Annotated in this window: 7 protein-coding genes; 3 read left to right on the top strand and 4 right to left on the bottom strand. The window is 66.8% G+C overall.

What is annotated here, in order from left to right:
* Positions 1-104 precede the first annotated feature (104 nt).
* A complete protein-coding gene (locus ON23_RS10105) occupies positions 105-425 on the bottom strand; it encodes a hypothetical protein (RefSeq protein WP_210743851.1) in 321 nt (106 codons plus the stop codon).
* 266 nt (positions 426-691) lie between these two features.
* On the opposite strand from ON23_RS10105, the gene ON23_RS10100 reads away from it, so the two are divergent.
* Positions 692-1,486, top strand: a complete 795-nt coding sequence (locus tag ON23_RS10100) for an alpha/beta fold hydrolase (protein WP_245555926.1) — start codon at positions 692-694, stop codon at positions 1,484-1,486.
* Positions 1,487-1,815: 329 nt separating this feature from the next.
* On the opposite strand, the gene ON23_RS10095 is transcribed toward ON23_RS10100, so the two are convergent.
* On the bottom strand, positions 1,816-2,532 hold the full coding sequence (locus tag ON23_RS10095) for a class I SAM-dependent methyltransferase (RefSeq protein WP_039777758.1): 717 nt from the start codon (positions 2,530-2,532) through the stop codon (positions 1,816-1,818).
* Positions 2,533-2,660: 128 nt separating this feature from the next.
* On the opposite strand from ON23_RS10095, the gene ON23_RS10090 reads away from it, so the two are divergent.
* Positions 2,661-3,041, top strand: coding sequence for a DoxX family protein (locus ON23_RS10090; protein ID WP_039777757.1), 381 nt, complete (start codon positions 2,661-2,663; stop codon positions 3,039-3,041).
* Between the two features lie 27 nt (positions 3,042-3,068).
* On the opposite strand, the gene ON23_RS10085 is transcribed toward ON23_RS10090, so the two are convergent.
* Positions 3,069-4,286, bottom strand: coding sequence for an acyl-CoA dehydrogenase family protein (locus tag ON23_RS10085; RefSeq protein WP_039777755.1), 1,218 nt, complete (start codon positions 4,284-4,286; stop codon positions 3,069-3,071).
* 226 nt (positions 4,287-4,512) lie between these two features.
* Between ON23_RS10085 and ON23_RS10080 the strand changes: the two genes are divergently transcribed.
* Positions 4,513-5,730, top strand: coding sequence for a cytochrome P450 family protein (locus ON23_RS10080; RefSeq protein WP_086006882.1), 1,218 nt, complete (start codon positions 4,513-4,515; stop codon positions 5,728-5,730).
* 51 nt (positions 5,731-5,781) lie between these two features.
* Here ON23_RS10080 and ON23_RS10075 read toward each other — a convergent pair whose 3' ends face one another.
* Positions 5,782-7,251: an MDR family MFS transporter gene (locus tag ON23_RS10075; protein WP_039777751.1), complete on the bottom strand. Its 1,470-nt coding sequence runs from the start codon at positions 7,249-7,251 to the stop codon at positions 5,782-5,784.
* Between the last annotated feature and the right edge of the window lie 199 nt (positions 7,252-7,450).

Here is a 7,450-nt window from a genome sequence, read left to right as displayed (position 1 = left end):
AGGAACGACAGACCGCCGGCGATGAGCATCGGCCACTGCTTGCCGAGCTCGGGACCCCGACGGTACAGGCCGACGGCGACCTGGGCCGCACCGGAGAGGACCGCTCACGCGCCGAAGGTGGCGAGGGTTGCGGCTACGCCGCCGGTGATCGCTGCGGTCCCGGCCGCGACGGCGGCCAGCGTGCTCAGCGTGGCGTTGAAGGCGGTGACGCGGCGTTCGGGGCCGGCGTCGGTCGCCTTGTAGTCGATCAGCGACGAGACGGCGTCGATCAACGGGTAGGCGACCAGCAGGCCGACGGCGAGTGCGTCGAGGGATTCGTGGGCTGTGGCGAAGACGGCCGCCCATGCGACGGCGAGGACGCCGCGGCCGAGGTACAGCCGAATCAGGGCGGCGCGTTCGGATTTCGTGACGGCAAGGGTGCTCATCGGATTCTCCTCCGTGGGGAACGAACAGAACTTCACTGTCGTCCGGAGATCCGATCGCGACATCCGTCGCATGACGCTGATGACGACGTAATCGCTCGCGTCGGCTCCGATTACGTCGTCGACAGCGTCGTCTGACGGATGCCTGGCGACGGGTCCGCCTCGCACAGTGGAACCCGTATCCGCACCACTTGTACGAAGGGCGTAATCACATGGTCGTAGTCGGACGTGGCCGCACGCGGCGGCGCGTTGTCCGGACGGTTTCGGTGGTGGCGGCGGTTGTCGTCGCGGGGAGTGTGGCCGTTGCCTGCGCCGCCGAAACGACATCCCAGGCAGGGCCCGGCGAGGACGCGCCGAAGCCGACGATCGTGCTGGAGCACGGTGCGTTCGCGGACGCCTCCAGCTGGGACGGTGTCATCGAGAAGCTGCGCAGTGACCACTATCCGGTTGTCGCGGCGGCGAATCCGCTCCGCGGGCCCGCCATGGACGCCACCGGGTTGCGTGGCCTGATCAGCCATATCAACGGGCCGGTGATCCTGGTAGGGCATTCCTACGGCGGGTCGGTGATCAGCGCGGCGGGCGCCGGGAACGATCAGGTCGAGGGCCTGGTCTATGTGGCGGCGTTCCTGCCGGCGCCGGGGGAGACGGCACTCGGGCTGACCAATCAGTTCCCCGGCTCCACTTTGCCGGGCGCAGTGAATCCGGTGCCGGTCACGAACACCGACGGCAGCACCGGTACCGACCTGTACATCCAGCAGGCCAAGTTCCGCGACCAGTTCGCCGCCGACGTCGCCCCCGACCGCGCCGCCCTGATGGCCGCGAGACAACGGCCGATCGCGCAGTCCGCGCTCGACGAGAAGGCCACCGTCGCCGCATGGACCGAGAAGCCCAGCTGGGATGTGATCACGACCGAGGACAAGAACATCCCGGTCGCGGCTCAGCGCTTCATGGCCGAACGCGCCCACGCCCACGTAACCGAGGTAGCCGCCTCGCATTCCGTCGCGGTCTCCCACCCCGATGTGGTGGCCGGGGTGATCGAACAGGCGGCCCATGACTCCCACTGAGCGCGGTTCGACAAGGCAGCCGGGAGTCGTCCCGGCTGCCTTGGCCCGATTCCGCCCCTCGCGGGTGTCGCTGAAGAGGGGATAAGTCGCCGACTCGGGAGCCTGATGACGGCCCTTCGGACCACCTCGGGCGTTCGATGCTTGCTGGGGACGCGATCGAGGGTGCCGTGGTGCCGGTGACCGGGCGTTCGGCGAGGCCGGCCGGCAACTCGATCCGGTGTGCCGTGGTTGCGGTGGCCGGATGTCCGGCGTTGCGCCGCAGACGATCCGATCCTGCGGCCGCGGATCATCGACCGCACCTTCGTACCGTGGTGGGGCGAGCGGATCGGTTACACCCGCTGAGCCTCCAGCAGGTGGACGGGCAGTCGGAGACCGGCGGTCTCGTCCTTTTCTGGATGGAAACCATGGGACGCGAACAGTTTTCGGACTTCCTCCGGCGGATTCACTGCCTCGATGAACTCCGGTCTCAGGGTCGTGATGTCCCACTCCGGTGTGGTGAATTCGCTGCGCAGTTCGGGTTCGGAGAGCGGGTAGGGCGCATACAGGTGCGCGTGTTCTGTTGCGGCGAAGCTGAATTGGATGAGCCTTCCACCTGGCTTCGTTACTCGGGCGAGGGCGGCGACGTGGGAGCGGCGTTGGGTGGGGGAGAGACAGTGGAGGAGGGCGCTGCTCACTACCGTGTCGAAGTGGTTGTCGTAGCCCGCGAGGATGGTGGCGTCGGCGACGGCGAAGGTGACCGGCAGGTCGCGGCCGGCGGCGCGGGCGCGGGCCTGGTCGATCGCGGTGGGGGCGATGTCGACACCTGTCACTCGGTAGCCGCATTCGGCCAGGTGGACGGCCGTGTCTCCCGGGCCGCAACCGATGTCGAGCACCTCGCCGGTGATCCGGCCGGCGCGTTCCAAGGCGATGAGGAGTGGTTGGGGGCGGCCGATGTCCCACGGTGGTTTCTCCAGGCGAAGGCCGGGGGCCAGGGCGGCGCCGCTGTAGAGCTGTTCGAAATCGACCGTCGTGGGGTCGATTCCGGATACGGAGAGGTCATCGGACATGTGTGGTCCTCTGCTCGGATGAGAGCGTCGCCACGGCGACTGCTCGGGTACGAATCCACTCTATCTCATATCGTATGAAAACGATATAGTTGGGAAACCGTATTAGTTATCGATCGAGCGAGGCTCCGATGTACGTCGCCTATCTGACCGTCATGCTCGTCACCATCGCCGCCAACACCTTCTCCGGGGTCGCCGCCGTCACCCGATTCGCCCCGGTCATGGCCACGTTGGCGCCGGCGATGGAGACCGCCGGAATTCCGCAGTCGTGGCTCACCTTCCCGATCGGCACCCTGAAGCTCGCGGGTGCGGCCGGGCTGCTGCTGGGTGTGCTCGGGGTGCCGTATGTGGGTACGGCCGCCGCGATCGGCCTGGTGCTCTACTTCGTCTGCGCGGCCTATACCCACATCCGCGTCGCCGACTACGCCCAGACCTTCTATCTGGCTGTGGGACTGTTCCTGCCCCTGGCCGTCGCCTGCCTGGTATTGCAGCTGGCGGATCAGCACATCTGAACCGGACGTCGGGCAGGGGCCTGCGGACTAGCCGTTCAACAAGCCCTTGGCGATATGCGTCACCTGGATCTCGTTGCTGCCCGCGTAGATCATCAGCGACTTCGCGTCGCGGGCAAGCTGTTCCACCTTGTACTCGGCCATGTATCCGTTGCCGCCGAACAGCTGAACCGCTTCCATGGCGACCTCGGTGGCGGCGCGGGAGGAGTAGAGCTTCATCGCGGATGCTTCGGCGAGGGAGACGGATTCGCCGGCGGCGGTGCGTTCGATGGCATTGAAGACCATGTTCTGCACATTGATCCGGGCGATTTCCATTTCGGCGAGCTTGAGCTGGATGAGCTGGAAGTGGCCGATCTCCTTACCCCACAGGGTGCGCGATTTCGCGTAATCGACACAGAGGCGGTGACATTCGTTGATGATGCCCAGTGCCAGCGAGGCGATGCCGATGCGTTCGGCGGCGAAGGATTCCTTCGCGCTGTCCTTGCCGTCACCCTTGGCGGGATTCTCGGTCTCGCCGAGCAGGCGGTCGGGGGTCAGGCGGACGTTGTCGAAGACCAGCTCGCCGGTGGGAGACGAGTTCATACCCATCTTCTTGAACGGCGCGCTCTGCACGAAACCGGGCATCCCCTTGTCGAGGACGAAGGTCAGCACCTTGCGTTCGCGCCGGTCGGTGCCGTCCTCCTCGTCGAGTTTGGCGTAGACGACGGTCACATCGGCGTACGGCCCGTTGGTGATGAAGGTTTTGCGGCCGTTGAGGATGTAGTCCTCGCCGTCGCGGCGGACGTAGGACTTCATGCCGCCGAATGCGTCGGAGCCGGAATCGGGTTCGGTGATCGCCCAGGCTCCGACCTTCTCGAAGGTCACCAGCTCCGGCAGCCAGCGCTTCTTCTGCGCGAGGGTGCCGCGGCTGCGGATGGTGCCGACGGCCAGGCCCAGGCTCACGCCCATCGACGCGACCAGCCCCAGACTCACTCCGGCCAGCTCGCTGTTGAGGATGACGCCCATACTGCCGGCCCCGCTGAAGCCGCCGGACTTACCCGGCGTTCCGGCTTCCTCGCGAGCCAGTGATTTCGCCAGCCCTTCGCGCGCCATCTCGTCGAGGCCGAAGGTGGCGTACAGCTTGCGGATGATGTCGAACGGCGGCAGCGCGCCGCTCTCGAGCCGGTCGACATGCGGTTCGATTTCCTTCTTGATGAAGCCGCGCACGGCGTCGCGAAGCATCAGATCTTCATCGGACCACTTGTACATGTCGTCAACTCCCGAGGATGGCAGGAACGGTCCCCTCGAATATAGAACACGTTCTAATTCGGGACGGCTGCCGCGTCGCCTTCGCGGCGAGCCGCGCGCCTCGGTGCGTACTCTCCCCACGGCTGGTGCCCGACCCGGCCCGGCCGCGGTGGAACTCTGAGATGATTTCGCGGGCAACAGGTCTCATCCGCGTGCGCAGTCACGTCGACAGTCGAAGGGTTCCGTGATGACGAACCGACCTGCTTTTCCCGATGCGAACGAACGTCCCCTCGATACCTGCCTCCGCCTACGCAAGACCGCTCCGGTGGTCGAAGTCGACTTCCCGGGCGGCGTTCCGGCCTACCTCGCGCTCTCCCATCGGGCGGTCGAGGAGATCCTCGCGGGCGACAACAAGACCTTCGCCCGGGATCCGAAACACTGGCCCGCGCTCTACGACGGATCGATCCCCGCGGACTGGCCGTTCCGGGCGATCGTGCAGGGCGATCATCTGTCGACCAAGGACGGCGCCGACCATCGGCGCCTGCGCGGCCTGGTCGGCAAGGGCTTCACTCCGGCCCGGGTCCGGGCTCTGGAGCCGCGGATCCAGGCGATCATCGACGGCCTGCTCGACGGCGTGGCGGCCGCGGGGGATCCGGTCGACCTGGTGCCGGCGTTCTGCGACGCGTTGCCGATGGCGGTGATCAGCGAGCTGTTCGGCGTACCGGAATCGGAGCGGGCGCAGCTGCGGCAGTGGACGTTGACCTCACTGTCGCAGGATATTTCGGCCGAGGAGGCGTTCTCGACGCAGGTGGCGCTGCGCGGCTATCTCTACGAGCTGGTCGAGCGCAAACAACGCGAGCCCGGTGACGATCTGACCTCCGATCTGGTCCGGGCCCGCGACGAGGGCGACCGGCTCACCACCGACGAACTGGTCGCCGTGCTGTGGCTGATGCTGATCGCCGGCCACGAAACCACCGTCTACCTGCTCGGAAACGCGGTGGTCGCGCTGGGCCGGCATCCCGACCAGCTGGCTCTGGTCAAGGCGGAGGATCGGTGGGCCGATGTGGTGGAGGAGACGCTGCGCTATCGGCACTCGGTGATGATGACGAGTTTCCGATTCACGCTGGCGGACGTGACCATCGACGGGGTGCCGATACCGAAGGGGAATGCGGTCGGTGTGGTCTACCAGGCCACCGGGGTGGACACCGCCTATCACGGTGAGACCGCCGACGAATTCGACATCACCCGCCCGCCGCGGCCACATCTCGGATTCGGCCACGGACCGCGCTACTGCATCGGCGCACCGCTGGCCCGGCTGGAGGGCCGGCTCGGGTTGTCGAGCCTGTATCGCCGGTTCCCCGATCTGACACTGGCTGTCGATCCGGCCGAAATCCCTTACACCCCTTCGTTCTTCACGGTGGGTCCGATGTCGGTGCCGGTTCATCCCGGAGCTGATCGCGGCTGAACACGACAACGCCCGCGAGACCGGTGGTCTCGCGGGCGTTTCGGTCTGCGGTCAGCCGCGGACCATCTCGGTGTCCTCGACGTCCTCGGAATCGAGGACGACCGCCTCCGAGGATGCCGCCCGGTTGGGCAGCAGCACCGCCATGACGATCACGATCACCGCCAGGCCGGCGGATATCGCGAAGGCCAGCCGCATACCCGACAGATGGGCGACGAGCGGTTCGATCCCGCGGTCGGTGAGCGTGGTGGCGCGGGCGGTCATCACCGTGACCACCAGGGCGGTGCCGAAGGCCGCGGCCACCTGCTGCAGGGTGCCGAGCATCGAGCTGCCGTGCGAGTACAGATGCGGCGGCAGCGCGCCCAGACCGAGGGTGAAGACCGGGGTGAAGGCCGCGGCCAGTGACACCATCAGCAGAATGTGCAGGGCCAGCAGCTGCCAGTACGGCATCGTCAGCGAGATGCGGGTGAAACCGGCCAGGGCCGCGGTGATGCCGACCGCGCCGGGAATCACCAGCATGCGCCCGCCGAAGCGGTCGAACAGCCGCCCGATCGTCGGCCCCAGCAGTCCCATCGCCAATCCGCCCGGCATCACCAGCAGGCCGGTTTCCAGCGGCGAGAGCGACCGCAGATTCTGCAGGTACAGCGGCAGCAGGATCATCGAGCCCATCATCGCCAGGAAGGCGACGGCCATCAGCACCAACGCCTTGGTGTAGGTGCCGGACAACAGGATTCGCAGATCCATCAGGGGAGAGCCGGTGCGCTGCAGGTGAATCTGGCGGACCGCGAACACCGCGATGAAGGCCACACCGGCCGCGACGATCAGCGCCGGGATCACGATGTTGCCGACCTCGAACCGGCTGAGGCCGTAGACCAGGCTGCCGAAGCCCAGGGCCGCGAAAACGACACTGGCCCAATCGATCGCACCGCTCTCGGGTTCGCCGACGTTCTCCAGTTTTCGCAGGCCGAAGAAGGTCACCGCGCCGGCGATGGGCAACACCAGCAGGAAAAGCCAACGCCAGGAACCGATCTGGAGCACCAGACCGGAGATGACCGGACCCATGGCGGGGGCCACGGAGATGGCGAGGGTGACGTTACCCATGACGCGGCCGCGGTCGTGTTCGGGCACCACGGTCATCAGGGTCGTCATGAGCAGCGGCATCATCACGGCGGTACCGCCGGCCTGCACCACGCGCCCGACCAGCAGGATCGCGAACGACGGCGCCGCGGCCGACAACAGCGTGCCGGCGAGGAAGACGCCCATCGCGAGCGCATAGGCGCGGCGGGTGGTGACGCGTTGCAGGAACCATCCGGTGACGGGAATGACGGCCGCCATCGTGAGCATGAACGCGGTCGACACCCACTGCGCGGACCGCTCGGTGACGTGCAGATCGGTCATCAGGCGGGGGATCGCGTTGATCATGATGGTCTCGTTGAGGATCACCACGAAGGTCGCGAGGACCAGCAGCCGGATCACCGCCGGGGTTCTTCGTCCGGCCGGGCGATGGACTGGTTCGGCGGGCATGTGTACCTCCGGGTGTCGCGAACGCAGAATGTCTGACCGACGCCGAGTCACCCCTGTAGTGCCTCGAACGTCACACCAGACCTGACGACCGTGACCCACTCAACTCATCGGTGCCGCGCAAGTATTCCGGTGCTCCGCGCCCGCGAGCACCCGATTTTCCGCCCCGAAGTGCGCCGATAGCCGCGAAAAACGAGTGCTC

Source organism: Nocardia cerradoensis NBRC 101014 (assembly GCF_000308535.1).
Lineage (GTDB): Bacteria > Actinomycetota > Actinomycetes > Mycobacteriales > Mycobacteriaceae > Nocardia > Nocardia cerradoensis.
Note: the sequence above shows the minus strand (reverse complement) of the source record. Positions and strands in the feature narration are given on the sequence as shown.

Excerpts from the sequence above, each read along its gene's own strand:
- ON23_RS10105 (WP_210743851.1), bottom strand. The coding sequence starts at position 425 with ATGAGCACCCTTGCCGTCACGAAATCCGAACGCGCCGCCCTGATTCGG.
- ON23_RS10095 (WP_039777758.1), bottom strand. The coding sequence starts at position 2,532 with ATGTCCGATGACCTCTCCGTATCCGGAATCGACCCCACGACGGTCGAT.
- ON23_RS10075 (WP_039777751.1), bottom strand. The coding sequence starts at position 7,251 with ATGCCCGCCGAACCAGTCCATCGCCCGGCCGGACGAAGAACCCCGGCG.
- ON23_RS10090 (WP_039777757.1), top strand. The coding sequence starts at position 2,661 with ATGTACGTCGCCTATCTGACCGTCATGCTCGTCACCATCGCCGCCAAC.
- ON23_RS10085 (WP_039777755.1), bottom strand. The coding sequence starts at position 4,286 with ATGTACAAGTGGTCCGATGAAGATCTGATGCTTCGCGACGCCGTGCGC.
- ON23_RS10080 (WP_086006882.1), top strand. The coding sequence starts at position 4,513 with ATGACGAACCGACCTGCTTTTCCCGATGCGAACGAACGTCCCCTCGAT.